Consider the following 25,728-nt stretch of genomic DNA (forward strand, 5'->3'; position numbering starts at 1 on the left):
TCGCCGTGCACGGCAGCGCTGCGGAGCGTCGGCGTGGGCGCGACCGCGACGAACGTCGGTTCGGTGACCACCGGACGCCCGGTCCGCCCACAAGCGGGCGGTAGTTGATTCTCGGCCCCGACACGAAATCCACGTCCTGGCTCCGTGCCCCGACAGCTTTGCGGGAGACGGCCACCACTGCTTTTCATTCCGCTTCCCGCTTCGGGCGGTCGGTTCCTGCGTGAGCGCAGGGTGATCACGATGCATCACCGGGTGGCCGGGTCCGGCCAGAGGGAAGCCTGGATTTATGGTTACCGGGTAAGTATGGTCGGTGCTAGTTACTCGGTAAGTAGGAGTCGAAATGTCCGTTCGGCAGGGATTGCTGGCCTTGCTCGCCGAAGGCCCCAAGCACGGCTACCAGCTGCGCGCGGAGTTCGAGGTGCGCACCGGTGGCACCTGGCCGTTGAACATCGGCCAGGCCTACACCACGCTGCAGCGCCTGCATCGTGACGGGCTGGTCGAGCCGGTGAGCGGTGGGGCCGAGGGGGATCCCGAGAGGTTCGAGCTCACCGAGACCGGGCGGGGTGAGGTCACGGCCTGGTGGGAGACACCGGTCGAGCGCGGGGCGCCCGCACGGGATGAGTTGGCGATCAAGTTGGCACTCGCGGTGACCACACCGGGCGTGGATGTGCGGGGGATCGTCGATCGGCAGCGGTCCGAGACCCTGCGATGCCTGCAGGACTACACCCGGCTCAAGATGCCGCGGCACGATGCACCGGAGCCGTCGAGTATGGAGGCCGATCTCGCCTGGCATCTGATCCTCGACTCGCTGATCTTCGCCGCGCAGGCCGAGATCCAGTGGCTCGACCACGTGGAAGCGCGGGTGGCCCGCGCGGCGCTGTCGGCCGCACACACGGCTCCCACCGAGGACGACGCGGACACCTCCGCCGCACGCGGGACGCGTCGATGATGGCCGGCGGGGCCGGGGTTCCGCACCCGGACGGCAGCGAGGTGGAGACGCCGGTCCTGGAGATCGTCGGGGCCACCCGGGTCCACGGGCAGGGGCCGACCGAGGTCGTCGCGCTGGACGGGGTCGACCTGGAGGTGCGGGCCGGTGAGCTGGTGGCGGTCATGGGGCCGTCGGGGTCCGGGAAGTCCACCCTGCTCAATCTCGCGGGCGGGCTCGACACCCCCACCGCCGGGAGCATCCGCGTCGTCGGGGAGGAGCTGAGCGGCTTGGGTGCCACGGCCCGCGCCCGCCTGCGCAGGCGATTGGTCGGGTATGTCTTCCAGGACTTCAACCTGGTCCCGTCGCTGACCGCGGCCGAGAACGTCGCCCTCCCACTGGAACTCGACGGAGTCCCGGCACGGCGGGCCGGTGAGCAGGCGATCGCGGCGCTGGACAGCGTCGGGGTCGGCGACCTGGCCGATCGTTTCCCCGAGGAGATGTCCGGAGGGCAGCAGCAGCGCACGGCGGTCGCCCGAGCCCTGGTCGGGCCGCGTCGCCTGCTGCTCGCCGATGAGCCGACGGGCGCGCTCGACACCGCCACCGGCGAGGAGATGATGCTGGTCCTGCGCGGCCGGATCGACGCCGGAAGCGCGGGGGTGCTGGTCACGCACGACGCCCGCTACGCGGCATGGGCCGACCGCACGGTCTTCCTGCGGGACGGACGCCTCACCGGCTCCACCGGGACTCGGATGGGCGTGGAGTCGCTGTTCACCACTCCGGGCGCCCCGCCGCCCCCGCGCTCGGAGCCCGAACCATGAGGCGCGCGCTGCGGGCCTGGTGGGCGCCCTGGCGGGCGAGCCTGCGGGCGGCGAGACGCGACGCGCTGCGCAACCGAGGCACCACCGCCCTGATCGCGTCGATGATCGCGCTGACGGTGCTGGGCGGTGCGCTCGCCGACATCATGCTCCGCTCCGCCGTCCCCGAGCCCGCGACCTTCAACGACATGATGCTCGGCGACAACGCGCAGGCCCGGATCGCCTGGCGGATGCCCGGCGAGGTCGTCCAGGACGAGCGCGAGGATCTGTGGCTCGGGACTTCCGACGACGAACCGCCCGACTCCACGGCGGCCTACGAAAGCGACCTGCTCAAAGCGCTGCCCCCCGGAACCGAGTTGACGCGTACAGCAGAGGGTCCCGTCGCCGTCCGCGCCGGTGATCGGAGGACCGAGGAGCTGCCGGCGGTCGAGGCCGACCTCGACGCTCCAGCGCTTGCGGGCCTGTTCCGAATGGAGGCGGGCCGTGTGGCGACCGAACCGGGCGAGGTCGTCGTGAACCAGGGGCTGGCTCGGCGGCTGGAGGTGGAGCCCGGTGATGCCGTCGAGCTGGTGGACGGCGCGGGCGAGACCCGCTCCGGCACCGTCACCGGCGTGTACCGCACCACCCTCAACGAGATCGAGCTCGCCCTGGCGTCCGGCACGCTCCTGGACACCGGGTCCCGGCCAGGCGGCGGCTCCGCGTCACCTGTCTGGTACTCCACCGGCTCCGACGCGGTGACCTGGGAGCAGGTACTCGCCGTCAACGAGCTGGGGGCGAGCGTGGTCAGCCGGGCGGTCGTGCTGGACCCGCCCCTCCCCGAGGACATGCCGATCTACCAGGGCGCCCCGGTCGAGGCCGACGCCGAGCAGCTGATGATGTACGCCGGCGTCCTCGGAGCCGGTCTGCTGGTGACGGTGCTGCTCATCGCCCCCGCCTTCGCGGTCGGGGCGCAACGGTCGGCCCGACGGCTGGCGGTCGTCTCCGCTCAGGGCGGGTCCTCTCGCGACCTGCGGCGGATGGTGCTCAGTGGGGCGCTGGTCGTCGGTCCGACAGCGGCGGTGGCTGGCGCGCTGCTGGCAACGGCTGTCGCCGCCGCGGGGTTCCTCCTCCTGCGGGCCCTGGGCAACCCGAACTTCCCGAACCTGATCCTGCCCTGGGCCGACATCGCCGCCTTCGCGCTGTTCGGTGTGGCCATCGCGGTCATCGCCGCGTGGCTGCCCGCCCGGAAGGCGGGGCGAATGGATCCCGTGGCCGTCCTGACCGGGCGGCGCACCGCCACCGGATCCCGCCCCTACCCGCAGATCATCGGCGTGCTGCTGGTCGTGGCCGGTGGTGCGGCGGTCACGGCGGGCATCGCGCTGACGCGCTACGTGTTCTCCGCCTCCGGCATCATCGTGATCGTGGTCGGCACCGCACTGTGTTCGGGGGCCATCGTCAGCACGCTGGGGCGGGTCGCGGCCCGACTGCCGCTGTCGCTCCGGATCGCGCTACGCGACTCCGCCCGGAACCGGTCGCGCACGGTTCCCGCCATCGCCGCCGTCTTCGCGGCGCTGACCTTCCTGGTCGCCACCGCCGTGTTCACCGTGTCGGAGGCGGAGCACGAAGGGTGGTTCCACTTCCCGCGTGCGGCCGAGGGAACCGTGCTGGCGTACCTGACCGATCCGGACCGCGCCGACAGCGCGACCGTCGACCGGGTGGCATCGGCACTGACCAGCGAACTCCCCGCCACGGATGCCCTGCCCGTGCGAATGATGGACACGGACTTCTCCGTGGCTCCCCTTCCCGACCCGAACCAGTCCTGCCCCTTCTGGGCCGTGGTGCCCCCCGCGTCCCCGGCGCGGGCGGCCGACATGAGCGTCAACGACGTCGACTGCGCGCCGATGAAGGTCAACGGCGACCGCAACCGGCAGACGCTGTGGCAGACGCAGGGGGAAGTCTCACCTCTGGTGGACGACGGGTCTGTCGTCCGTGCCCTGGGTCTGCCGGAGGCCGCCAAGGCCGCCGCGGCGCTGGCCGAGGGCAAGGCGGTGGTCACCCGCGACCTGGATCTCTGGTCCGACGACACGGCACGCGTGGCGTTCCTGCAGATGAGGAACGTTGACGGGGACTCCGACGGCCGCACTGGCGACGCACCGTTCAAGGACGGGAACGTCGCCACGGTTCCGGCGGTGACCGTGGACTGGCCCAGCGCCCAGTACGAGCTGATCATCCCTCCCACGCTGCTGAAGGAGTGGGGCGGGGAGGCGCGGACGGTCGGCCTGGTCGCGCCGACGGACGCGACACCCGGTGACGGAGCCGTCGATCGCGCCCGCGCTGCGGTCGCCAAGGCCGAAGCGGCTGGGTTCGCGGAGGCGACCGGATCGGTCGAGGTCGTCGTCGAACGCGATGGTGGGGCACCAGCGAACATGACACGGTTGTACGCCCTGATCAGCCTTGCCGCCGTCGTCGCCGTGGGGGCGTCGTGGGTCGCGGTGGGTCTGGCCGCGACCGACGCGCGACCCGAGATGGCGACGCTCGCTGCGGTCGGCGCGGCCCCGTCGACCCGGCGCAGGGTCAGCGGAGCGCAGGGGCTGGTGATCACCGCCACCGGTGTCGGGCTCGGCCTGGCGTGCGGACTTGCCCTGGGCGTGGCGCAGGTCCTGATGGAACGCCACCAGTACGGATACGCCGACGAGTCCTGGTCCGTGGTCGTGCCCTGGCCACTGATCACCCTGATCACGTTGGCAATTCCGATTATCACCTTTATCGGGGCGACCACAGCGATTCGTCCGCACATCCCACTAGTACGCAGAGCGACGCACTGAGCACAATTCTGGAGTTCTCACAAATGACAGAAATGAGACATTCCCGTCAGACGATTACTCCCGCCCTCGAACGAGCACATCCCAATGACCTCATGCGGCCAATCGACGTCCATTTGAGCCGCCAAATCGAAGGAGAGCCGGCGGCCCGCACATCCGGAAACCGCAAAGATCAACCGACCCCGCCACCTGCACTCATTCTCCGCCCGCGACATCGCTTTCGAATTCCCAGATCTACCCAACCGCCACATCGACAACACAAGATCATTATTCGGCCAGGGTGAATCGACACTTGCCGAGCGCCTCCCGGCCACGGTACACACGAAGGCGATGGCCATCGCTGCCAGTTTCGGGCTCGGGGACTCCATTTCAATGGGGCGGCATTCCCGTGCACAGAACGCCAATTTCCTCGGGACTCCGAAAACATTTGTCACTAGGAGAGGGAGGGACGAATGTCCTCCACGCCAACCACGACAGGGCGCTCGCTGGCCGCACGCGCGGGCGCCATTGTCGCGGCGTTCGGCCTGGCCGGCACTCTCGGTGTCGCCATCGCCTCCCCGGCGGAAGCCGCCTGCAGGAGCGGCGGCTACTCCGTCACCGCCTACCGGTCCTATGCCTGGACCAACACCGCGCACTGCCGCTACTACGGCCGTTCGTGGGCCCGCCACGGCCGCTACTACGCGTCGACGCCGTGGACCTCCAAGTCCTCGAGTGCCTACGCCCGCCACTACACGGGCGCCACACCGAGGTACGCCGGATACGCGCTGACCCGCTGATCCGGATACGTCATCGCAACAAGTGATGGAGAGCCGACCATGGCCACCCCAACGCCCTGAGCGGAGCCGCACCTCCGCACCGGGCACCGGCCGGCCATGGTCGGTTTCCGCCCCACCCATCCCCCGGGAATCTCCGGATCGGGAATCACCATGGAATTCAGACCGAGAACGCTGGCGGCAGCCGCCGCCCTATGCGTCGCCGTACTGTCCGGGTGCAATGCGTTCGGCGGCGATGATCCCGCCGGAAATGCCGCGGGAAATTCCGAGCCCTCCCTCGTCGAGCAGTACAAGCAGATGCGCGATGAAGCCACCTCCGATTTCGAGCGCGAGGTCTTCGAGCGCGCCATCAAGAAGGGGGAGATCGCGCCGGAGGATTACGAAGAGGCGTTCAACAAATACATGGAGTGCGCCGAGGGCGCCGGGCTCGACGAAACCTACACCAAGCTCCCCAACGGCATCTACAAACTCGTCAAGTGGGACGCGGGCGGCGCCGACGACGAAAAAGCGAACCAGGAGCACTTCGAGAAGAGCGCCGAGTGCGCCGACGGCACCATCGCCCGCATCGAGGCGATGTACCAGCAGCAGGTCGGCAACCCCGAGCAGTTCGACGATCCGCGCAAGGTCGCCGTCCAGTGCCTCATCGAAGCCGGGATCGCGCCCGCCGACTACACCGAGGAGCAGTTCGACAAGGACTTCGAGAGCGCGTTCGAAGACGCCGACTTCGACGTCACCGACCCCAAGGCCGAGGAGTGCCTGCATACGGCCGGCTACTCGCTCAGCGTCGGTGACTGACCCCGTTGTCCCGACACAGGGAACGACGCCGCATCCGCACCGACACCTGCGCACCGACACCCGCGCACCGATACCAGGGAGGATTCGATGGCCATGAACCGTTACTCCGCGATCGCGGCGCTGGCCTGCGCCGGGCTCATCATGCTGGCGGCCTGTTCCCCGGGGGGCGATGAGGAGCCAGCGGGCACGGGCACGCCCGACGCGTCCGCGTCGCCCGGCGGCCCCGCCGGAGCCGTGAAGAGCCACAACGCGGGAGGCGAACCGGACTACGTCATGGGGGAGGAGATCCAGCCCGCCGTGGACTGCCTGATCGAGGAAGGCCTCGCACCCGAGGACTACACCACCGAGAAGCTCGACGCCGACCTGAAGTCGGGGTTCGACAGCGCCGACTTCGACGGAAAGAACCCGGTCGTCAAGAAGTGCCTGGACAAGGCCGGGATCACCTTCGAGATGGGAGATGAATGACCATGTCCGACGCGTCCACAGCCGCGGTGAGCCGACTCCGGTCGCGTATCGCGACCGTCCTGGCGGCACTCGCCATCGCGGCGTCGCTCGGCACCGTCACCGCGCTGCCGGCTGAGGCGGCCGCCTGTGACATTGGCTATTCGATCACCGACTCCTATATCTCCGCATGGGTGGATGTGACCGGCTGCGACCGCCAGGCCCGAGCGACGGTCCGCTGCGGCGCCAAGATGAAGACGACGGGCTGGGTCACGACCAAAGCGAGCGTCACCGTGCGGTGCTCTCCCACCGACACACCGAGGTACGCCTGGCACTCCTTCCGCTAGCCCACCGGAGACGACACCGGGACCGGCATCCGCTTCCATGCCCCGTACCCCCTCCCCGCCTCCTACTTCTGCTCCCGCTCGTCCCCCTGTTCCTGCTCCTAACCCCTCGTGACCTCCTCTTTTCCGCACACCGAACACAGCGGCACAGGAGGCATCGGACCCATTGGATGTGGTGCAATGCTCAACCGACCTACGGGGACCGCGCTCCTCGCCGGTGCGGTGCTGCTGGCCACCGGCGGCGTGACCGGATTCCTGCTGCGCCCGGCCGGGCCGCCGCCCGACCTCGCGGCCGCCGACCCCATCACCTCCGCGCCGGTCGCCAAGGAGGAGTTCGTCGACGAGCGCACGGTGCAGGTCGCGCTGAACATCGCCCCCGCCACCGACCTGGTGGTGGGAACAGGTGGCAGGGTCACCTCCACCACCTGCGCGGCGGACGCCACGCTGAAGTCGGGCAGCGTTCCGATGCGCGTCAACGGCAAGCGACTCATTGCCCTGGCCACCAAGGTTCCCCTCTACCGCGACCTGTCGTGGGGCGACAAGGGCGCCGACGTCAAGGCGTTGCAGACCGAGCTGTCCCGACTCGGGCACTCCACCGCGGCCGACGGGACCTTCGGACGCCAGACCTACAACGCCGTCCGCGCCCTGAAGAAGGCCAACGGGATGAAGAACCCCGACGGCAAGGTCGCCGTCGACCGGTTCGTCTGGTTGCCGTCCGCCACGGTCACCGCCGAGGAGTGCACGGCGCCGCTGGGCTCCAGCATCAGCAAAGGAGAGGCGTTCGCCTCCGTTCCCGGGCAGGTGGAGTCGGCGACCCTGGAGGAGGTCCCCACCGACGCCGCGCCGGGGAAACGCACCCTCACCGTCGCCGGGGTAAGCGGCCCGGTCAGCGAGGACGGGGCCGCGGACGATCCGGACTTCATGCGCGAGCTGTCCGACACCAAGGAGGCGCAGGCCGCCCAGAAGGGCGAGGACGAGCCGATCAGCGCCTCGGTCGCGCTCACCGAGCCGCTGGACGCGCTGAAGGTCGCCCCGGGCGCCCTGTTCGGCACCGCGGACGGCAGGGGCTGCCTGCAGTCGGGCGACAACGTCATCCCCGTGCGGATCGTCGGCTCCAACCTGGGCTCGACCATCGTCGTCGCGGAGGACGACGTCCCGGACGAGGTCGCGCTCGGTCCGGCCATCACCGCCACCTCCTGCGAAAAGGACGCGTCATGAGCGCCACCTACGTCCGCGCGACAGGGCTCACCCACCGCTTTCCCGGAACCGCGACCCTCTTCGCCGATCTGGGCTTCGAGCTGCGCCCCGGCCGGATCACCGGGGTCTGCGGCCCGTCCGGGTGCGGCAAGTCCACCCTGCTGTCGATCCTGGCCGGCTGGCTGACCCCCGTGGAGGGGACCCTGGCGATGTCCGGCATCGACCGGACCGGCTGGGTCTTCCAGAACCCCTACGGCGTCCCGGCCCGCAGCGCCCTGGACCATGTCACCCTCCCGCTGCTCGCCCGCGGGTGGGACCGTCCGCCCGCCGAGAAACGCGCCGCCGCGGTCATGGCCGGATTCGACCTCGCCCAGGTGGCCGACCAGCCGTTCCGGGAGCTGTCCGGCGGGGAGTCCCAGCGCCTGATGCTGGCCCGCGCGGTGTGCTCGGCCCCGGACCTGCTCCTGGTCGACGAGCCCACCGCCCAGCTCGACCTCAGCACGGCCGCCACGGTCAACGCGACCCTGGGCAACATCGCCCAGGAGGGCACCATCGTGGTCATCGCGACGCACGACCCGCACACCCGCGAAGCGTGCACCGAGGTCATCGACATGGAGACCGCCGGCTGTGGTGAGGTGGCCGCCTGATGAACGTGCCGGAGGAACGCACACCTGAGAACCCCGGGAGGGGGAGGAGGGAGGACGCCGGGCGGCCGGGTGCGTCGGAGGGACGTCTCGGAAGCGGGTCGGGCGGCGCCATGCGCCCCGCCGCGATCCTGTCCGAGGCCTGGCGCAACCTGGCCACCGGCACCACGCGGGCGGCCGTGTTCGCGATCGCGCTGGCCGCGGTCACCGCGAGCCTGGCGATCACGGACGCCCGCGCCATCATCGCCCTGCAGCAGCGGGCCGCCGAGTTCATCGCCGCCGGGGCGTCGGTGCGGGTCCTCGACGCCGCGGGCTCCACCGACGGCCCCTCCTGCGAGGCGCTGTCCGGCCTTCCCGCCGTCGGTTCCGCCGGGGCCGTCAGCGAGGGAACACCGGTCACACTGGCGGTGATGCCGGACAACCCCATCCCCTCCTACGAGGTCACCCCGGGGATGGGCGAGGTGCTGGGGGTGCGCCCGCTATCGGCCGAGGGCGTGTGGATCCCCACCGACGTCGCCGAGAAGCTGGGGCTGGAGGCGGGCCGGACCCTCCAGACCGACCGCGGTCCGCTGGCCATCGCCGGTGTCTACGACTACCCCGACGACGGCCGCGACAGCAGGCTGGGGTATGCCCTCGTCATCCCCACGGTGGCGGCGGGCGCGTTCGACCAGTGCTGGGCGAACGCGTGGCCGGTGACCGAGGAGGCCGACGGCCTCATCCGCTCGGCGGTGGCCGCCGACGTCGACCCCGACACCTCCGTGACCGTCGGGCAGCTCAACACCCGGCTGGGGGCCTCGTTCGACGCCGCCGCCGAGTTCTCCGGGCGCATCACCCGCACCACCGTTCCCGGGGCGGCGCTGGCCGGGCTGGTCCTCGGCTTCGTCGCGATCCGCGCCCGGCGCCTGGAGATCGCCGGGGCACTGCACGTGGGGCAGTCGCGGCGGGCGCTGCTGGCCACGGTCGTGTTGGAGACCGCGGCGTGGTCCGTGGCCGCGCTGGCGCTGGCCGCGTGCGCGCTGCTGCTGGCGGTGGTCCCGAACAACCCGGCCGATCCGCTGCACGCGTTCGCCATCGACATCCGCGGCCCGGCCGCCGCGGTGCCGGCCGCGCTGGCGGGGGCGGTCGTCGCCCTGCTGCTGATCCGGGAGAACCATCTGTTCCGGTACTTCAAGGACAGGTGACCCCTCACCGACGCGTCACCGCCGAAGGCGCCTGTGGGCGCCTTTCCCCGGTGCGGCCGACCGTCGGTCGTCCGGGTATCTGCGGTGCCTACTCGGGGGAGGCCTGCATCAGGGAGCGGGCCGCCTCGGTCACGCTGCCGGACAGCGACGGGTAGACCGCGAAGGTGTGGGCGATCTCGTCGACGGTGAGGCGCTGCTGCACCGCGATGGACACGCCCAGGATGAGCTCGCTGGCCCGGGGGCCGACGATGACGCCGCCCAGCACGATACCGGTTTGCTGACGGCAGATCAGCTTGATGAACCCGTCCTTGCTGTTGTTCATCTTCGCCCGCGGGTTGGTGTCCAGCGGCAGGGTGACGATGCGCGCGTCGACCTTGCCGGAGCGCACGTCCTCCTCGCTGGCGCCCACCGCGGCGATCTCGGGGTGGGTGAACACGGTCGAGGCGACGGTCGACAGCTTCAGCGGTGAGACGGCCTCGCCGAGCGCGTGCCACATCGCGATCCGGCCCTGCATGGCGGCGACCGAGGCGAGCATGTTCACCCCGGTGCAGTCGCCGGCCGCGTACACGCCCGGTGTGGAGGTCCGCGAGACCCGGTCGACCTGCACGAACCCGCCCTTGTCGAGCCGGACTCCGGTCTCCTCCAGCCCGATGTTGGCGGTGTTGGGGATCATGCCGACGGTCATCAGGCAGTGGCTGCCCTCGATCTCGCGGCCGTCGGAGAAGGTCACGTGGACGCCGTCGCCGGTGTTGGTGACCGACTCGGCGCGGCTGTTGGCGAGAACGGTCATGCCGCTGCGCCGGAACACGCCCTCGAGCACCTTCGCGGCGTCGACGTCCTGCGTCGGCATGACGTGGTCGCGGGAGGAGACCAGGGTGACCTCGGAACCCAGCGCCTGGTAGGCGTTGGCGAACTCGGCGCCGGTGACACCCGAGCCGACCACGATGAGCTTCTCGGGCAGCGTGTCGAGGTCGTAGAGCTGGCGCCAGGTCAGGATGCGGTCGCCGTCGGGTTTGGCGTTGGGCAGCTCGCGCGGGTGGGCGCCGGTCGAGACGAGGACGACATCGGCGCGCAGGCGCTGGTCGCCGACCGCGACGATGCGCGGGTCGACCAGGCGACCCTCGCCCGGGACGATCTCGACGCCCTCCTTGACCACGCGGGCGGCGGTGTCGTCGGACTGCGCCTGGGCCAGCCGCTTGACGCGCGCGTTGACGGTGCCGATGTCGACCTTGACGCTGCACGGCCCCGCCGGCTCGGCGCCCACGTTGAGGCCCAGCTTCGCGGACTCCCGGACGTAGGTGGAGCGGACGGACGTGGCGATCATGGTCTTGGACGGTACGCAGTCCGTCAGCACACAGGCTCCGCCGATACCGTCACGGTCCACGACCGTCACTTCGGCGCCCAGCTGCGTTGCGACCAGAGCCGCCTCGTAGCCACCTGGCCCGCCTCCGATGATCACGACCTTCGTCACGTCTGCTCCACTCCTTGAAGGCGATCGGCCGCCCGTCACCGGGCATGCCACGGCCCTGTAGGGCCCTTCGCCTGGGTCTTCGCTCGCCTGTCGCTCCCCTCCATTGTCCTCTCATCCCCGGTCGCGAAGTTCGCACCGGGGTGGCGTCATGCGCTCTCTCGGTGCCGTAGCCCCGACGACCAGCGTGTGCGGGGCCGCCACGGCGCGAATGGGAGGGCCGTCCCTGACCGCCCATAGCGGCGTTTATAGCCGCCTCAGACACGCTGCGTTGCGGTCCGGCACAAATCGGTTACGCAGGGGTACGCTCCGGAGATGTGAGCGAATCCACGCAAGATCGTCCCGTGATACGGACCGCCGACGCGAAGGAGCTGGCGGCCCAAGCGGCGGATGAGCTGAAGTCCCGTAGCGGTGCCGACGGCTACGACGCCGTTGTCGTGCTCGGATCGGGCTGGGCGGATGCCGCCGACTATCTGGGGACACCGGACATCGACCTCGACGTGATCGACCTTCCGGGGTTCGCCGCTCCGACGGCGGCGGGCCACTCCACCAAGGTGCGGAGCATGTGGGTCGGCGCCAAACGCGTCGCCGTGTTCCTCGGCCGCGTCCACCTGTATGAGGGATTCGACGCGATGCAGGTCGCGCACGCGGTCCGCACCGGCGTCGCGGCAGGCGCCGGCACGGTCGTCCTCACCGGGTCGGCCGGGTCGCTGCGCGCCGACTTCGCCGTGGGTCAGCCGATCGTGGTACGCGACCACATCAACCTCACCGCGACGTCACCGCTGGCCGGTCCGGACTTCGTGGACCTGAGCGACGCCTACACGGAGCGGCTGCGCGAGCTCGCCCACACCTCGGACGCGACACTGGCCGAGGGCGTGTACGCGACCGTGCCCGGCCCGCAGTTCCAGACCCCGGCGGAGCTGGGGATGCTGCGCGCGTCCGGCGCCGACCTGGTGGGCCAGTCCATCGCGCTGGAGACCATCGCGGCCGTGGAGATGGGCGCCGAGGTGCTGGCGCTGGCGATGATCAGCAACGACGCGATCGGCGGGGTTTACGAGCCCTTCAACCAGGAGCGGGCGCTGGAGGCCGTGCGCCAGCGGAGTCCGCGGCTGGGCGAGCTGCTGAACACGATCCTGATGCGGCTGTAGCGCCCGCGTCCCCGCGCAACGGCCGTCCGCAGTACCACCGCCGGAAAAGCCGTACCACCGCCGGACAACATGCCACCGCCGGAAAAACGGGGATCGCCGACCCCATCCGCGCCAGGGTCGGCGATCCCTTTTCCGTGGTGAAGCAGGACTCGAACGCGGAGGCGGACGGCGCCGCGTGGCGAGCAGCATCCTGAGGCCGAGGATGACTGGCACCGTCCGTCCCGTGGCGGTGAGGTCCCCGTACGGCCCGGTTCCTCGGGAGTCCCCGCAGACACCGCTGGAACCGGACCGTACGTTCTTCGGATACAGCGCGCCGCCGAGGTTGCCCCTGCCCGAAGGCAGGCCCGGAAAGGAGTCCCCGCGACACCTTTCCGGTGGCGACCCGCACGAGTGGCGATTCGTGCGGCGGCGCACCCGCTATTCAGTTGACCCGCAGACGCCTGAGGGAACCCGGATTCGGATGGCCCGGCGATCCGCGCTGACACCGGACCCCCGAACCCGTGGCCCTTAGGCATGCCTTACCTAACCAGTAGCTGGGGGTCGCGGTCAAGTCACGCGGGCAAAAAAATGCGGGACGCCCCGAAAGGGGCGTCCCGCATCGCTCCGCGGAGCGGATGTCACCCGACCAGCAGCGCCGCGACCAGCAGCAGCACCGGCACACCGAGCGCGACCAGCGCGTCAGGCGACCACACCGTCGACAGCGCGCCCGAGTCGTCCGCGGCCGCGGCGGTCGGCTCGGCCTTCCGCCGCTGCGCCTCCTCGCGCAGTTGGCGGGCGACCAGATTGACCGGCCGCAGCTCGCGCGGGTCGTCGCTCTCCTCCTCCAGGATCGGACCGCCGTCCGACCCGGCGCGGCGCAGGTTGTCGCGCACCACGGCGCGCTTGGTCTCCCGCAGCGGCCAGGACCGGATGACCTGGCCACCGGCGTGGATCCGCAGCACGTCGGTGACATCGGCCCAGGTGAAGGCCGCCCACGGCACGAACGTCTCGCGCAGCGGGTTCACCACGCGCACGCCGTCCTCCTGCGCTGCCACGCGCGGGCGCAGCCACAGCACGTAGGTCGCGCCCACCGTGCACAGCAGGACGGCGGCCGCGACCACCGCGGTGCGGCCGCCGCCGTTCACCAGCAGGTCGATCAGCAGCAGGACGACCACGCCGATCCAGACCCAGCCCAGGACCCGCGACAGCGGAGCGGTGAAGGGCTTCACTCCGCGGTCCACTTAATCGGCCCACTTGAGCTGCGCGAAGCCCGGCTTGATGTGCCCGTTGATCAGAGCGAGCCGCTCGTCGAAGGGCAGGAACGCCGACTTCATCGCGTTCACGGTGAACCACTCCAGGTCGTCCCAGCCGTAGTCGAACGCCTGGCACAGCCGCGCGAACTCCTCCGACAGTGTGGTGCCGCTCTGCAGCCGGTTGTCGGTGTTGACCGTGACCCGGAAGCGCAGGCTGCGCAGCATGCCGATCGGGTGCTCCGCGATCGACGTGGCCGCCCCGGTCTGGATGTTGGAGCTGGGGCACATCTCCAGCGGCACGCGCTTGTCACGCACGTAGCGCGCCAGACGGCCCATGCGCGTCTGGCCGTCCGCCATCCGCTCGATGTCGTCGACGATCCGCACGCCGTGCCCCAGCCGGTCGGCGCCGCACCACTGCAGCGCCTCCCAGATGGAGGGCAGCCCGAACGCCTCACCCGCGTGGATGGTGAAGTGGGCGTTCTCCCGCCGCAGGTACTCGAAGGCGTCGAGGTGGCGCGTGGGCGGGTGGCCGGCCTCGGCACCCGCGATGTCGAAGCCGACCACGCCCACGTCGCGGTAGCGCACGACCAGCTCGGCGATCTCCCGCGAGCGGGCGGCGTGCCGCATGGCGGTGAGCAGGGTGCCCACCCGGATCGTGCGCCCCTGCGCGGCGGCGCGCTCCTGGCCCAGCTGGAAGCCCTCCAGGACGGCTTCCACGACCTGCTCCAGGGTCAGCCCGGCTTCCAGGTGCTGCTCGGGGGCGTAGCGGACCTCCGCGTAGACGACGCCGTCGGCCGCGAGGTCCTCGGCGCACTCGGCCGCCACCCGGATCAGCGCCTCGCGCGTCTGCATCACGCCGACGGTGTGCGAGAACGTCTCCAGGTAGCGCTCCAAGGAACCGGAGTCGGAGGCGTCGCGAAACCACTGCCCCAGTTCGACGGGGTCCTTCGTGGGCAGTGCGGAGTAGCCGGTCGCGTCAGCGATCTCGACGACTGTCTCAGGCCGCAGCCCGCCGTCGAGGTGGTCGTGCAGGAGAACTTTCGGCGCGCGTCGGATCTGGTCCAAGGTCAACTGGTGGCTCATGCGTCTCAGGATGCCACTTGATCTCGGCCGACGGCGCGGCCGCCCGCCGCCGATGGGGCCCGCCGCGCGGGCACGGGCCCTGCGCGGCGGCGTGGCGTACTTCCGCGGCCCTGGGGATGATGGGGGAAACGAGGGGAGGGGAGTCAGGGGCCCGTCAGGCCAGGGCGGCGTCCTCCACCGTCTCATCGCTGCCGGGCCGGGCGCACTCCCACAGGGCGGTCAGCGCGGCGGCGGCCATGAGCTGGACACCGGTGCAGATGGCGCCCTCGTCGACATCGAACGCGCCCTGGTGCAGATCGAGCATGGGCCCGCTGGCGGTCGGTGGGTGCGTGCCCAGCCGCGCCATCGCGCCGGGAACATGCTCCAGGTACCAGGCGAAGTCCTCACCGCCGAGGCTCTGCGGCGTGGACGCCACCGACTCCGGGCCCAGGGTCTGCGCACAGGCGGCGCGCAGCATCCGCACGCTGGAGGCCTCGTTCACGGTGGGCGGGACGCCCCGGCGGTAGTCGAGGTCGGCCGTTGCGCCGTAACCGGCCACCACGGACTCGACCAGTTCCTTGATGATGTCGGGGGCCGCGTGCCAGGCGTCGTCGTCCAGGCAGCGCACCGTGCCCTCGGCGACACCGTCGTCGGGGATCGCGTTGGGCGCCGACCCCGCGCTGATGCGCCCCCACACCAGGCTGAACCCGGCGCGCGGGTCCACCCGGCGGGACAGCGCGGCCGGCAGCTCGGTGACCACCTTGCCGAGCGCGTAGACGAGGTCGGTGGTGAGGTGCGGCCGGGCGGTGTGGCCGCCCGCGCCCGACAGCCGCACCATCAGCTGGTCGCAGGCGGCGGTGATGGGGCCGACGCGCAGGCCGACCTGACCGCTCAGCAGCCGGGGGTCGCAGTGCAGGGCGAAGACGCGGTCGACGCCGTCGATCCCGCCCGCGTTGATGACCTCACGCGCCCCTCCGGGCAACTCCTCCGCCGGCTGGAACAGCAGCCGCACGCGGCCGGGGAGGGCACCGGCCCTGGCCTGCTGGGCCAGGAAGAGGCCGGCGGCGAGGACGACGGTGGTGTGCACGTCGTGTCCGCAGGCGTGGGCGGCGCCCGGCACGGTCGAGCGGTAGGGCACGTCCTTCTCGTCGGTGAGCGGCAGGGCGTCGAGGTCGGCCCGCAGCGCCACCGTCGGCCCGTCGTCGGAGCCGATGTCGCAGATCAGTCCGGTGCCCTGCGGGAGGACCTTGGGCGCCAGGCCGGCGCGCCGGAGGCGGTCCACCAGCCGCTGGGTGGTGCGGTGCTCGGCGAAGGCGAGTTCCGGGTGCATGTGCAGGTCTCGCCGGAATTCCACGAATTCGCGCTCGTGCCGGGCCAGAAAGGCGGTCAACTGGTCTGGCAGGTCACGTCCGTGCATGCGATGGCCCCCTGTTCCTCGACGGTTGATCTCGGTCGGCGTTTCCGCCGGTGTCGCCGTGCTCCGCCCCGCGCTCTCCGGCCCCGCCCCCGGAGCTCGGCCAGGGGCCGTCCACTCCGGCTCGGAATTCCGCCATCAGTGCGTCCACGACGTCGTTGAGCGTGCCTCCCTGGTCGATCACGGCACGCTGGCGCTCATACGGGGCGCCTTTGTCCAAGACCTCGAAAGCGACGTCGAGGTCTTCGGCACAGCCGAGCCGAGCGGCGACCGGCTCCAGCTCGTGCAGGAGTTCGTACAGGTCATCGCGCAGGGGCACGGTGGTGCCGTGCCCGTCGGTGATGACCCGTGCGTCCAACCCGTAGCGGGTGGCCCGCCACTTGTTGTCGTTGACGACCCAGGAGGGTGGGCTGGGCAATCCGTATCCGCGGTCGAGCTGCTGGTCGAACAGTCGAACGAGGCTCTGCGAGAGCGCGGCCGCCATTCCGACCTCGCGCAGAGTGGGAATTCCGTCGAACATCCGGATCTCGATGGTGCCGAAATCCGGGTGTGGGCGGACATCCCACCACACTTCCTTGATACTGCGGATGGTGCCCGCCCGCAGCAGCGTCTCCATGTAATCCTCGAATGTGGTCCAGTCCGGCAGGAGCGGTGGCGGACCGGCCGTGGGAAGCGCGCCGAATACGACGGATCGGGCGGATGCCAGACCGGTGTCGTGGCCGCTCCAGAACGGGCTGGAGGCGGTCAGCGCGAGAAAGTGCGGCAGGTACTTCGAGAGTGCGTTGACGATCGGAACGGCCTTTTCCGCCGAACGGACCCCCACATGCACGTGGACGCCGAAGGTGAGAATGCGCCGGGCGAGCCATTGGAGATCCTCGATCAGTTCGCCGTAGCGCTGCACCGGGGACGTCGTCTGATCGCGCCAGTCGTCCAGCGGGTGGGTGCCCGAACAGGCCAGAGCCAGCTGGCGGTCCTCGAGGACCGACGTGATCTGCTTGATGTTGGCGGCGAGGTCGGCCTTGATCTCCTCGACGGTCTCGCAGATCCCGGTGACCACCTCGATCGTGCACTGCATGAGCTCGTGGCGCAGCGGCGGGCTGGCGGTCTGACTCAGGCTGGGAAGGGCTCCGAGGACCTGTTGGGCCTCCTGGCGGAGGTGCCGGGTGTTCACATCGACGAGCTGCAATTCCCACTCGGCACCGATGGTGGTGCGGTCAGAAGCGTTGAATTCAATGGCCACGGTCATCCTCCGCCCTGTCCGGCCGGCTTGCGCACCGACGTCAGAGGCACCATAAGCGAGGCGGGGTCCCGCATGTCAGTCCGCCTCATGACCGAATTCACTCTCCTTTGAAAGGCATCGCAGGCCACGGAAGGCCGCCGCGTGCCAGCTCAGCGAGCGGGTGGGTGGCGCCACCCGAACGAGGATTGCAGGTGCCCCAGTGAACCTGCCGGAAAACCGCGAATCACGCCCCTGTGGGACTCCATGTCGTCTCATCATTCGGGACCAGACGACCGTGGAGCGCATCCTCCGCGTCAACTGGAACAGCGTCGTAGCTTTCCGACGAATTCCCGTGAGACCCGCCAATGACCTTGGCAGAGCTACACGTTACCCAAGATCCGGGCCGAAAACCGGGAAGTTGACCTATACGTGATACGACGCGTCGGATGCCATCAGCGACGGCACATGGCCGGATCCGGCCTCAACGCGTGCTCTGTGCCGACCCCCGGTGCTTGCGTACCCACACGGCGAGGGCGGCGAGGCAGGTGAGCACCACCGCCGGGAGGGCGGCGCGACGCAGGGCGGCGCGGACGGCCCGAAACCGGGCGGGGGCCTCCGCGCCCGCTTCTGGCCCGAGGGCGCGGGCACCTCCATCCCGACCCGGCACCCGCGGCGTGGCTCCGTCAGGGATGTCTCTTCCAGCATCGCCTCCGTTTCCGTGGCCGGCGCGGGCGGCGCCGCTCCCGCCGCCCCACGCACCAGCGGCAATCCCCACCCCCATCCCCATCGGCACGTTTCCCTGGTAGGGCGGCGGAACGGCCAGCCAGGTCGCGGTCCACGCGGCGCAGAACAGGACCAGCCGCATCACCAGGTTGATCCACACCAGCAGGCCCACGACCACCGCGAACGACGCGTAGACGGGGTTTCCGAGCGTGTTGCTGATCAGCAGCGCCCCCGCGGCCTTGAGCGCCTCGAACCCGACGGCGGCCATGAGCGCGCCGCGCCACAGCAGCCGCCAGGGACGCCGCGTCCCCGAGAGGCGGGAGAACAGCATCAGGAAGATGAGCAGGTTCACGCCGATGGCGATGGCCAGCCCCAGCACGCGCGTCGAGACGATGGCGGCGAGCGAGTCGTCCAGGCCGACCCACGAGAGCAGCCATGCGGTGGCGGCCTGCGCGACGCTGGTCAGCGCCACCGTGGCCAGGAGGCCGACACCGACGACGATCAGCACGGCCACGTCATAGAGCTTGGCCAGCACGATGTTCGGGCCGGAGCGGACGTCCTTCAGCCAGATCTGGTGCAGCGCCTCGCGCAGCGCCGCGACCGCACCGAGGCCGGCGTAGAGAAGGCCGAGCAGACCGATGCTCCCCGCTCCGGTACGGGCCCGCGCGATCTCGTCGATGGGCAGCTGCTCGGACAGGCCCGGGAGCATCTCCTCGATGGCGAGCTCCAGGTACTGGCGCAGGTCGGCGTGGAACTCCACGAGGTAGCCGACCAGCGCGAACGCGAGCGCCAGCAGCGGGAAGAAGGACAGGAAGGCGAAGTAGGTGACCGAGGCGGCGAAGGCGCTGCCGTGGCGGTCGCCGTAACGCTCCACGGCGCGCACGGCATGGTCGAAGGCGGGCCGCCGGCGACGCGCGGCCCAATAGGTCTCCATGGCCAAGTGGCCGTAGTGCCGGGCCTTGTCCTTGACCGTGTCCTTGACCGTTTCCAGCAACGATGCCATCGGTGTCCGCTCCGGCCCCATTCGTCCGTGGACAGGTGAGGCGAGCGTAGCCGTGCCCACCGCGCCGGGGCAGCTCCGGCGCGCCGCGCGGGAGATCACGACGCGCTTCACGCCACAATCGGGAGAACCGCACGAGGCAGGCGAGGATCGCGCTAGGAGCAGCCGTGAGGGTTCTGGTGACCGGCGGCGCCGGGTACATCGGCAGCGTCGTGGCGGCACGCCTGTTGGAGGCCGGACACGCGGTGGCCGTCATCGACGACCTGTCCACCGGCCATCGCGACGCCGTTCCCGACGGGTGCACGTTCGTCGAGGGATGTATCCGGGACCGTGCGGCCGAGGTGCTCGGAGACGTCGCGCGGTACGGCCGCACCGACGCGGTGCTGCACTTCGCCGCCCGCTCCGTCGTCCCGGAGTCCGTGCGCCGCCCCGAGCTGTACTGGACCGGAAACGTCGGCGCCTCGCTCGCGCTGCTGGAGGCGATGCGCGCGGCAGACGTGCGCCGGATCGTCTTCTCCTCGACGGCCGCCGTCTACGGCGAGCCCGAGGAGGTCCCCATCCGCGAGTGCGCCGCGGTGCGCCCCACCAACCCCTACGGGGCGTCGAAGGCCGCGGTCGACGCCGCGCTGGCCGAGCACGCCCGGATGCACGGCCTGGGCGCGGTGAGCCTGCGCTACTTCAACGTCGCCGGTGCACACGGACGCCACGGGGAGCGACACGCCACCGAGACCCACCTGATCCCCATCGTGCTGCAGGTCGCGCGCGGCCTGCGGGATTCGGTCGCGGTGTACGGCGAGGACTACGCCACCGCCGACGGCAGCTGCGTGCGCGACTACATCCACGTCACCGACCTCGCCGACGCCCACCTGCGCGCGCTGGAGTACTGCGTGCCAGGTGCGCACCGCGTCTTCAATCTCGGCAACGGTGCCGGGTTCTCGGTGCGCGAGGTCATCGAGGTCTGCCGCGAGATCACCGGCCACCCCATCCCGGCGGTCCCCGCACCGCGCCGCGCCGGAGACCCGGCGGTGCTCGTCGCCTCGGCCGAGCGCGCCCGGGCCGAGCTGGGGTGGGAACCACGCCTACCTGAACTTCGGGATATCGTCGCCGACGCGTGGGCCTTCCACACGGCCCAGGATGGTCGAGACGAGCGGGACGCACGGGCCGGCGCCCCGGGATGAGCAGGTGAGGGATGGCGTGGACACACTGCGGCGGCTGCTGAAGCCCTTTGCGACCGCGCGTCGGCGGAATGCCGCCGAGGCGGCCGAGGAGTGGCGGGTGAGCGCCCAGGTCGACGACGACGCGCTGTCCGCCGCCTTCACCGAGGCCTACGGCACCCCGCCGACGGGAATCTGGCGCGCGCCCGGCCAGGCCAACCTCATGGGCACGCACACCGACGCCGTTGGCGGGCTGGTCCTGCCCGTGGCCGTGCCGTGGGGTGTGTCGGTGGCCCTGCAGCCGACCGCGGACGGAACGGTCGAAGCACGCAGCATCCAGCGCCCGGGGGAAGCGGTCCGGTTCACCACCGCCGAGGTGGACGCGGCCACCACCGCCCGCGCGGCGATCACCGGCTGGGGCCGAAACGTCGCGGCGGTGTTCTCGGCGGCCCGCGAAGCCGGACACCTCGATGCGAGCGCGGGAGCCCGGATCATGCTCGACTCCGACCTCCCGGTCGGGGCCGGACTTTCCTCGTCGGCCGCACTGCACTGCGCGACGCTGCTGGCCCTGGCCGAGGCCCACGACATCAGCGACCTGTCCAAGGACCGGCGCGGCATGGCCGGACTCGCCCGTCGCGCGGCCACCGAATTCATCGGCGCCCCCACCGGGGCCATGGCGCACAACGCGCCACTGCGCTGCAAGGAAGGGCACGCCCTGTTCCTGGACTGCCGTACCGAGGGCGGTCGCAACGTCCCCCTGCCGTTGGACGAAGCGGGACTGCGCCTCCTCGTCATCGACACCCGCGTCCGTCCCCGCCCCAGCGACGCGGCACACATCGCCGCGACTCGACGCACCGAATGCGAACGTGGGGCACGGCAGCTGGGCGTCGAAACCCTTCGCGATGTCGAGGACCTGGCTTCCGCTCTTGACCGTCTGAAGCAGCTGGCGCTGCGGAAGCGCGTCCAGCACGTGGTCACTGAGATCCACCGCGTCAACGCCGCCGTCGGCCTGATGCGCGCGAAGGCCCTCCCCGAGATCGGCGCGGTCCTCACGGCCTCCCACTTCTCCCTGCGCGACCAGTTCGAGGTGTCCTGCCCCGAACTCGACCTCGCCGTGGAAACCGCCGTCCACGCAGGCGCCCGCGGCGCCAAGATGACCGGCAACGGCCTCGGTGGCAGCGCCATCGCCCTCGTCGCCGAGGAGAAGGTGGGCGGGGTGCGCGAGGGCGTGTCCGCAGCGTTCGCCGACAAGGGCTTCCAGGCACCGGAGTTCCGGATCGCCCTGCCATCCTCGGGTGCCGGTCCGACGCGTTAGGGACCTCCCCAGTGAGGAGGTCCCTTCATCGGCTCCGCGCTGGGACGCTGCCCCTAGTTGTCTCCGACCGATTCCATCCAGTCATCAAGCGCCTCATCGACAAGGTGCTGAGGCACGACCTTCATCGGGAAGGGAGCATCGGTCGCGAAGACCTCTTCGCCGAACACCTGTGTCACCTCACGGTATTCACCGTCCGTGAGACGCAGTTCGAGCAGGCCCGGCTTCTCGGTCGACGGGTTGAAGATCCAGTACGACCCGATCCCGAACTCGGCGTACTCAGCACGCTTGGTGTGGTTGTCGCGGAACACGCTCTCGGGTGAAAGAACCTCCACCGCCAACAGAGGCGGCCGGGTAAGGTACGGCTTCTCCACATCCGCCTTGCGCGTCACCAGAAGGTCAGGGATCCGGTGGTGCGTCCCGGCGTCATTGAGGTTGATTCCCGCTCCTGGGAGCACGATGTGCCCCTTGGGCGCCGCCGTCATCAGGTGGTACAGCAGCCGCCCCTCGACAAGGGAATGAACGAATACCGGCGCGGGAGACACGTCAAGCCTCCCGCCGACCAGCTCGTACCGCCTGCCGTCGTCGGGCATTCTCTCCAGGTCCTCGACGGTGAGCGGTCGCTGCTGCGGTTCCGACGTCCCCATGGTCATGACAGACATACTGCCTCCTAACTCGCATGCGGACCAGTGTTCGGGAGTGATGTCGGGTTACCAGCGGGTTTTCGACATACGGATCGAAAGTGCGTTCTAAACGGACAGCCAGAATCACGGTCGCGTTTTCCCCGCTGCCCCCTCTCGCTCCGGCACGGCCAGAGCGAACCCACATACGATGTGGCCAGTCACACCGGAAGCAGCGATGTAGGACACGCGGGCACGGAACGGATGGATAACCACGGCGATGGCTGATCGAGGCAACGGGCGCAACCGGCCCTCTAACGGGCCCACTGGAGACCACAACCGAACCGGGGTGTTCCGGCGCCCCGGTGGCGATGGCGGGCCCGACGAGATCGAGAGGCTGTACCGGCCGCGGCGATCCGAGCAGCGGTCCGCGCGTGGGCCCGCGGACGCGGGCGGGTCGCGTCAGCCGGGCGGCGCACGAGGCGGCAGAGGCGACGGGCGCGGGCGCCACGGTGGTGGCGGCGGCGGAGGCCGGGACGGTGGTGGACGCGTCTACGACGGCACCGGCAGGTCCCGCAGGGAGCGGGAGCAGCGGGCGCGGCGGCGGCGCACCATCCTCATCACTGTTCTGGTGGTGCTGGTCGTCCTGCCCGCGCTCTTCTACTTCTGGGCCGACTCCCGCCTCGTGCGCGTCGAGGCCCTGCAGGACTACGACGGCCGCCCCGAGGAGCAGCCCGGCACCACCTACATGGTCGTGGGGTCCGACAGCCGTGCGGGCCTCAGCGACGAGGACGTGCAGGACCTGCGCACCGGCCGCGCCGAGGGCAAGCGCACCGACACGATCATGGTCCTCTACGTCCCCGACAGCGGAAAGCCGACCATCATCAGCGTGCCGCGCGACTCCTACGTCACGATCCCCGGCATCGGCGACAACAAGATCAATGCGGCCTTCAGTACCGCCCTCGGCGGCGGCCCGTCGACCCTGGTGCAGACGTTCGAACAGGAGAGCGGCGTCCGCATCGACCACTACGTGGAGATCGGTTTCGCGGGCTTCGTGGACATCGTCGACGCGGTCGGCGGCGTGGAGATGTGCCCCAAGGAGGACATGAAGGACCCGAAGTCGGGCCTGGACCTCAAGGCCGGATGCCAGACCATGGACGGCGCCACCGCACTCGGCTATGTGCGCACCCGTGCTTCGGCCCGCGCCGACCTGGACCGGATCCAGCGGCAGCGCGAGTTCTTCAGCAAGCTGGTCGACAAGGCCACCTCCCCCGGGACCCTGTTCAACCCGTTCCGCTCAGTACCGCTGGTCACCAACGGCACCTCGACCTTCGAGGTGGATGAGGGCGACCACCTCAGCGACCTCGGATGGATGGCCCTGGCGATGGGCGACGACCCCACCACGACCTCGATCCCGGTCGGCTCCACACCGACGTTGAACGTGGGGTCGGTCGTGCTGTGGGACGAGGCCGCGTCCGGGGAGATGTTCACCGCCATGAAGGAGGGACGGGAGATCCCGGAGTCGGCCCTGCGCGACTGACGCCGAGGGGGCGGCGGCGCCCACCGCGATAAGCGCGACACGCGAGATGGCCTGTGGGAGGTGCCGCGGCACCTCCCACAGGCCATCTCTGCCGTTCGGTGACCCGGGTGGGGTTCGCGTCCCCGGCCCGTGCGGTCAGCTCTCCATGACGGGACAGGTGTACTGGCGGCGGACACTGCTGCCGAGACGTGAGATGTCGGCACCGTAGACGTGCAGCGAGATCGCCATGCTGTCGCAGTCGTTGCGGACCAGGTGGATGTCTCCGGGCGGGGCGAAGCCGCAGACGGTGCCGCGCGCGTTGACCACGTCCTCCACAGGAACCAGGTGCAGGGTCTCGCCCGCGCCGCGCAGGTCGTAGCGGCGTTCGAGTTCGGTGCCCTCGTGGACACCGGTGACGCACCACGACACGTGGTCGTGGATCGGGGTCTGCTGGCCGGGGAGCCAGACCAGGGCCACGACCGAGAAGCTTCCGTCCTCCTCGGCGTGGAGGACGTGCTGGAGGTAGTGGTCGGGATCGCCGACGCGGTACTCGTCCGGGAGCAGGTCCGGGTCGAGCAGGAACGGGCGCAGCCGCTCCGCGACGAGCTGTGCCGTCTCGGACGGCGGACGCTCCATGCGGACGGCCTCACCCACGGCGGTGATGAGTTCGGCCAGGCGGGGGGTCATCGCGGTGGTGCCACTGAAGGTGCTGGGGGCCATCGCCGCTTCCTCTCCGTTCTCGTGGTCGAATCCGTCGAATCCGTCGAACCGGCTTTCCGTCCGCGCAGATAGCGGCAGAGGGACACCGGAGTGGACGCACGGATCGACGACGAGTGATCGACTCTCTTACCCCGTAGCTTTGCCCTCCAGAAGCATGAGGTCCAGTTCAGGTTTCTTCGCGGGATCCAAAGATCCACTTATAGGTCCAGGGCAGGATGTTCAGTGCCCGGCTCCGCTCGCGCCATATCGGTGTCGGTCGGCGCCGGCGCGCCCTGTTCCTCCGCCGTTTGTTCGTCGCGTGTCTGTTCGTCCGCTGTCCGCCGCAGGGCGAGAAGCATCAGCCGGGTGGCCGGGATCCGCCGGTGGCTGGGCAGTGTGTAGGCGGAGATCCGGCGGCGCCCGATCGGCGTCAGGGGGCGTCCGGTCACCTTCGGGTGGCGCAGGAACGACAGCACCATCCGGGGCATGAGCGCGACGCCCACCCCGGACGCGACCAGGCTCTGGACCGCGAGGTTGTCATCGGTCGTGAAGGCGATGTCCGGGGTGAAGCCCACGGCCCGGCAGGCCTGGGCGAAGTGGCCCCGGCAACGGCGGCAGCCCGCGATCCACCGCTCGCCCGCCAGCGCGCGCAGCTCCACCGACGCCTCCTCCGTGAGCGGGTGCCCCGCGGGCAGGAGCACCACCAGGGGGTCGTCCAGCAGCGGCACCTCCATCAGCTCCTCCGGAGGAGCGGGGGTCTCGTCGTAGCCGAATGCCAGGGTGACGTCGCACTCGCCGCGCACCAGCATGTCGAGGGAGTCGGGCGGCTCGGCTTCCAGCAGCTCGATACGGATTCCCGGGTGCTCCGCCATGACCCGCGCCGTCGTCTGGGGCACCAGGGTCGCGCTGGCGCTGGGGAACGCGGCGACACGCACGTGGCCGGAGCGCAGCCGGGCGATCGCGGTCATCTGCTCCTGCGCCGCCGACATCGCCCCGAGGATGCCCTCGGCGTGGCCGGAGAGCACCTCACCGGCCTCGGTCAGCCGCAGGCGGCGGCCGACCCGGGTGAACAGCGGCGTTCCCACCGCGCGTTCCAGGGCCTTCATCTGCTGGCTGATCGCCGGTTGGGTGTATCCGAGATTCCGGGCCGCCGCCGTGTAGGAACCCGTCCGCACGACTTCGGCGAATACGCGGACATGCCGGGAATCGAACATTGGGCAAGGATAGGCGCGGCGCATC

General features: G+C 70.5%; 23 protein-coding genes. 14 read left to right on the top strand and 9 right to left on the bottom strand.

Features of this window, described 5'->3' with window-relative positions; all coding sequences use genetic code 11:
- Window positions 1–340 precede the first annotated feature (340 nt).
- The 10 genes from CDO52_RS24555 to CDO52_RS24600 all read left to right on the top strand — a co-directional run bounded on the left by CDO52_RS24555 (window position 341) and on the right by CDO52_RS24600 (window position 9,919).
- Window positions 341–949, top strand: coding sequence for a PadR family transcriptional regulator (locus CDO52_RS24555; protein WP_017618828.1), 609 nt, complete (start codon window positions 341–343; stop codon window positions 947–949).
- A complete protein-coding gene (locus tag CDO52_RS24560; protein ID WP_017618829.1) occupies window positions 946–1,746 on the top strand; it encodes an ABC transporter ATP-binding protein in 801 nt (266 codons plus the stop codon). The genes CDO52_RS24555 and CDO52_RS24560 overlap by 4 nt, the downstream gene beginning before the upstream one ends.
- Window positions 1,743–4,547 carry an ABC transporter permease gene (locus CDO52_RS24565; RefSeq protein ID WP_017618830.1) on the top strand — a complete coding sequence of 935 codons (2,805 nt, stop codon included), beginning with the start codon at window positions 1,743–1,745 and terminating at the stop codon, window positions 4,545–4,547. The genes CDO52_RS24560 and CDO52_RS24565 overlap by 4 nt, the downstream gene beginning before the upstream one ends.
- A gap of 449 nt (window positions 4,548–4,996) precedes the next feature.
- Window positions 4,997–5,320 (top strand): hypothetical protein, encoded by a 324-nt coding sequence (locus tag CDO52_RS24570; protein WP_017618831.1) that lies wholly within the window; start codon window positions 4,997–4,999, stop codon window positions 5,318–5,320.
- Between the two features lie 150 nt (window positions 5,321–5,470).
- The gene (locus CDO52_RS24575; RefSeq protein WP_152471626.1) at window positions 5,471–6,112 is read left to right on the top strand and encodes a hypothetical protein; all 642 of its coding nucleotides are present in this window, start codon (window positions 5,471–5,473) and stop codon (window positions 6,110–6,112) included.
- Window positions 6,113–6,205: 93 nt separating this feature from the next.
- On the top strand, window positions 6,206–6,577 hold the full coding sequence (locus CDO52_RS24580; RefSeq protein ID WP_017618833.1) for a hypothetical protein: 372 nt from the start codon (window positions 6,206–6,208) through the stop codon (window positions 6,575–6,577).
- 2 nt (window positions 6,578–6,579) lie between these two features.
- Window positions 6,580–6,900 (top strand): hypothetical protein, encoded by a 321-nt coding sequence (locus CDO52_RS24585; RefSeq protein WP_033300264.1) that lies wholly within the window; start codon window positions 6,580–6,582, stop codon window positions 6,898–6,900.
- Between the two features lie 177 nt (window positions 6,901–7,077).
- Window positions 7,078–8,115, top strand: coding sequence for a peptidoglycan-binding domain-containing protein (locus CDO52_RS24590; protein WP_017618835.1), 1,038 nt, complete (start codon window positions 7,078–7,080; stop codon window positions 8,113–8,115).
- Window positions 8,112–8,741, top strand: a complete 630-nt coding sequence (locus CDO52_RS24595; RefSeq protein WP_017618836.1) for an ABC transporter ATP-binding protein — start codon at window positions 8,112–8,114, stop codon at window positions 8,739–8,741. The genes CDO52_RS24590 and CDO52_RS24595 overlap by 4 nt, the downstream gene beginning before the upstream one ends.
- A complete protein-coding gene (locus CDO52_RS24600; RefSeq protein WP_232524317.1) occupies window positions 8,741–9,919 on the top strand; it encodes a hypothetical protein in 1,179 nt (392 codons plus the stop codon). Before CDO52_RS24595 ends, CDO52_RS24600 begins: the two co-directional genes overlap by 1 nt.
- An 88-nt stretch (window positions 9,920–10,007) precedes the next feature.
- Here CDO52_RS24600 and CDO52_RS24605 read toward each other — a convergent pair whose 3' ends face one another.
- Complete coding sequence (locus tag CDO52_RS24605) at window positions 10,008–11,390, bottom strand: NAD(P)H-quinone dehydrogenase (protein WP_017618839.1); 1,383 nt, start codon at window positions 11,388–11,390, stop codon at window positions 10,008–10,010.
- A 341-nt stretch (window positions 11,391–11,731) separates the two neighbouring features.
- On the opposite strand from CDO52_RS24605, the gene CDO52_RS24610 reads away from it, so the two are divergent.
- Window positions 11,732–12,535, top strand: coding sequence for a purine-nucleoside phosphorylase (locus CDO52_RS24610; RefSeq protein WP_017618840.1), 804 nt, complete (start codon window positions 11,732–11,734; stop codon window positions 12,533–12,535).
- A gap of 617 nt (window positions 12,536–13,152) precedes the next feature.
- Here the strand turns inward: CDO52_RS24610 and CDO52_RS24615 are convergent.
- From CDO52_RS24615 to CDO52_RS24635, 5 genes are all read right to left on the bottom strand, one after another.
- Entirely contained in the window at window positions 13,153–13,743 is a 591-nt protein-coding gene (locus CDO52_RS24615; RefSeq protein WP_026125827.1) for a PH domain-containing protein, read from the bottom strand.
- A 12-nt stretch (window positions 13,744–13,755) separates the two neighbouring features.
- Window positions 13,756–14,850: an adenosine deaminase gene (locus CDO52_RS24620; protein WP_017618842.1), complete on the bottom strand. Its 1,095-nt coding sequence runs from the start codon at window positions 14,848–14,850 to the stop codon at window positions 13,756–13,758.
- Window positions 14,851–15,004: 154 nt separating this feature from the next.
- The gene (locus CDO52_RS24625; protein ID WP_017618843.1) at window positions 15,005–16,246 is read right to left on the bottom strand and encodes a M20 family metallopeptidase; all 1,242 of its coding nucleotides are present in this window, start codon (window positions 16,244–16,246) and stop codon (window positions 15,005–15,007) included.
- The gene (locus tag CDO52_RS24630) at window positions 16,233–17,483 is read right to left on the bottom strand and encodes a glutamate--cysteine ligase (RefSeq protein WP_083919877.1); all 1,251 of its coding nucleotides are present in this window, start codon (window positions 17,481–17,483) and stop codon (window positions 16,233–16,235) included. Before CDO52_RS24630 ends, CDO52_RS24625 begins: the two co-directional genes overlap by 14 nt.
- 460 nt (window positions 17,484–17,943) lie before the next feature.
- Complete coding sequence (locus CDO52_RS24635) at window positions 17,944–19,188, bottom strand: YihY/virulence factor BrkB family protein (RefSeq protein ID WP_051060753.1); 1,245 nt, start codon at window positions 19,186–19,188, stop codon at window positions 17,944–17,946.
- Between the two features lie 164 nt (window positions 19,189–19,352).
- Here CDO52_RS24635 and galE point away from each other — a divergent pair, with 164 nt between their 5' ends.
- Together galE and CDO52_RS24645 are read left to right on the top strand one after the other, a co-directional pair.
- On the top strand, window positions 19,353–20,363 hold the full coding sequence (gene galE, locus CDO52_RS24640) for a UDP-glucose 4-epimerase GalE (RefSeq protein WP_033300281.1): 1,011 nt from the start codon (window positions 19,353–19,355) through the stop codon (window positions 20,361–20,363).
- Between the two features lie 16 nt (window positions 20,364–20,379).
- Complete coding sequence (locus tag CDO52_RS24645) at window positions 20,380–21,654, top strand: galactokinase (RefSeq protein WP_017618846.1); 1,275 nt, start codon at window positions 20,380–20,382, stop codon at window positions 21,652–21,654.
- A 53-nt stretch (window positions 21,655–21,707) separates the two neighbouring features.
- Here CDO52_RS24645 and CDO52_RS24650 read toward each other — a convergent pair whose 3' ends face one another.
- Window positions 21,708–22,313: a Uma2 family endonuclease gene (locus CDO52_RS24650; RefSeq protein ID WP_017618847.1), complete on the bottom strand. Its 606-nt coding sequence runs from the start codon at window positions 22,311–22,313 to the stop codon at window positions 21,708–21,710.
- 238 nt (window positions 22,314–22,551) lie between these two features.
- Here CDO52_RS24650 and CDO52_RS24655 point away from each other — a divergent pair, with 238 nt between their 5' ends.
- The gene (locus CDO52_RS24655) at window positions 22,552–23,811 is read left to right on the top strand and encodes an LCP family protein (protein WP_026125829.1); all 1,260 of its coding nucleotides are present in this window, start codon (window positions 22,552–22,554) and stop codon (window positions 23,809–23,811) included.
- 135 nt (window positions 23,812–23,946) lie between these two features.
- On the opposite strand, the gene CDO52_RS24660 is transcribed toward CDO52_RS24655, so the two are convergent.
- Window positions 23,947–24,510 carry a cysteine dioxygenase family protein gene (locus CDO52_RS24660; protein ID WP_017618849.1) on the bottom strand — a complete coding sequence of 188 codons (564 nt, stop codon included), beginning with the start codon at window positions 24,508–24,510 and terminating at the stop codon, window positions 23,947–23,949.
- A gap of 197 nt (window positions 24,511–24,707) precedes the next feature.
- Entirely contained in the window at window positions 24,708–25,703 is a 996-nt protein-coding gene (locus tag CDO52_RS24665) for a LysR family transcriptional regulator (protein ID WP_017618850.1), read from the bottom strand.
- Window positions 25,704–25,728: the final 25 nt, after the last annotated feature.

This window comes from Nocardiopsis gilva YIM 90087 (genome assembly GCF_002263495.1).
GTDB classification, from domain to species: domain Bacteria; phylum Actinomycetota; class Actinomycetes; order Streptosporangiales; family Streptosporangiaceae; genus Nocardiopsis_C; species Nocardiopsis_C gilva.

Excerpts from the sequence above, each read along its gene's own strand:
- CDO52_RS24560 (WP_017618829.1), top strand. The coding sequence starts at position 946 with ATGATGGCCGGCGGGGCCGGGGTTCCGCACCCGGACGGCAGCGAGGTG.
- CDO52_RS24625 (WP_017618843.1), bottom strand. The coding sequence starts at position 16,246 with ATGCACGGACGTGACCTGCCAGACCAGTTGACCGCCTTTCTGGCCCGG.
- CDO52_RS24660 (WP_017618849.1), bottom strand. The coding sequence starts at position 24,510 with ATGGCCCCCAGCACCTTCAGTGGCACCACCGCGATGACCCCCCGCCTG.
- CDO52_RS24565 (WP_017618830.1), top strand. The coding sequence starts at position 1,743 with ATGAGGCGCGCGCTGCGGGCCTGGTGGGCGCCCTGGCGGGCGAGCCTG.
- CDO52_RS24555 (WP_017618828.1), top strand. The coding sequence starts at position 341 with ATGTCCGTTCGGCAGGGATTGCTGGCCTTGCTCGCCGAAGGCCCCAAG.
- CDO52_RS24655 (WP_026125829.1), top strand. The coding sequence starts at position 22,552 with ATGGCTGATCGAGGCAACGGGCGCAACCGGCCCTCTAACGGGCCCACT.
- CDO52_RS24650 (WP_017618847.1), bottom strand. The coding sequence starts at position 22,313 with ATGTCTGTCATGACCATGGGGACGTCGGAACCGCAGCAGCGACCGCTC.
- CDO52_RS24620 (WP_017618842.1), bottom strand. The coding sequence starts at position 14,850 with ATGAGCCACCAGTTGACCTTGGACCAGATCCGACGCGCGCCGAAAGTT.
- CDO52_RS24585 (WP_033300264.1), top strand. The coding sequence starts at position 6,580 with ATGTCCGACGCGTCCACAGCCGCGGTGAGCCGACTCCGGTCGCGTATC.
- CDO52_RS24595 (WP_017618836.1), top strand. The coding sequence starts at position 8,112 with ATGAGCGCCACCTACGTCCGCGCGACAGGGCTCACCCACCGCTTTCCC.
- CDO52_RS24570 (WP_017618831.1), top strand. The coding sequence starts at position 4,997 with ATGTCCTCCACGCCAACCACGACAGGGCGCTCGCTGGCCGCACGCGCG.
- CDO52_RS24600 (WP_232524317.1), top strand. The coding sequence starts at position 8,741 with ATGAACGTGCCGGAGGAACGCACACCTGAGAACCCCGGGAGGGGGAGG.
- CDO52_RS24580 (WP_017618833.1), top strand. The coding sequence starts at position 6,206 with ATGAACCGTTACTCCGCGATCGCGGCGCTGGCCTGCGCCGGGCTCATC.
- CDO52_RS24590 (WP_017618835.1), top strand. The coding sequence starts at position 7,078 with ATGCTCAACCGACCTACGGGGACCGCGCTCCTCGCCGGTGCGGTGCTG.
- CDO52_RS24575 (WP_152471626.1), top strand. The coding sequence starts at position 5,471 with ATGGAATTCAGACCGAGAACGCTGGCGGCAGCCGCCGCCCTATGCGTC.
- CDO52_RS24635 (WP_051060753.1), bottom strand. The coding sequence starts at position 19,188 with ATGGCATCGTTGCTGGAAACGGTCAAGGACACGGTCAAGGACAAGGCC.
- CDO52_RS24665 (WP_017618850.1), bottom strand. The coding sequence starts at position 25,703 with ATGTTCGATTCCCGGCATGTCCGCGTATTCGCCGAAGTCGTGCGGACG.